The 392-nt window shown below is 42.6% G+C and carries 1 pseudogene; it reads left to right on the top strand.

From position 1 onward, the window contains the following. Nucleotides 1-343 (top strand): annotated as a pseudogene (locus UF05_RS10860) (septum formation protein); the annotation flags it as partial. Nucleotides 344-392 lie beyond the last annotated feature (49 nt).

Consider the following 392-nt stretch of genomic DNA (forward strand, 5'->3'; position numbering starts at 1 on the left):
GACCTACCCTCTAGTATACCTCCACTACGCGTTATCTTGCTATCTAATCCCTGATTGGAACACGTCTATGATTGAACTTGCCCCAGACTGGGCTGCAATGCCACCTATAGTTTGGTTAGCAATTCCTATGATCGTATTCTCATTCAACCACAGCGCAATCATTTCTCAGTTCTCTAAAGAGTACCGCATGCAATACGGCGACGAAGCTTACAAGAAAACAGACATGATCACTGGCGGAGACGCGAAGATGCTAATGGGCTTAGCTATTTTCTTTCTATTTCTGGAAGAATTTTCTCTATCTCCAGAGCAAATAACATCTGCGGCAGAACAAAACATACCTGTACCATTTAACCAAGTGTAAATCCACGAAATTCACCTTCTCTCATAATTGG

The organism is Vibrio sp. S457-15, from assembly GCF_000960545.1.
In the GTDB taxonomy this organism is placed as follows: domain Bacteria; phylum Pseudomonadota; class Gammaproteobacteria; order Enterobacterales; family Vibrionaceae; genus Vibrio; species Vibrio parahaemolyticus.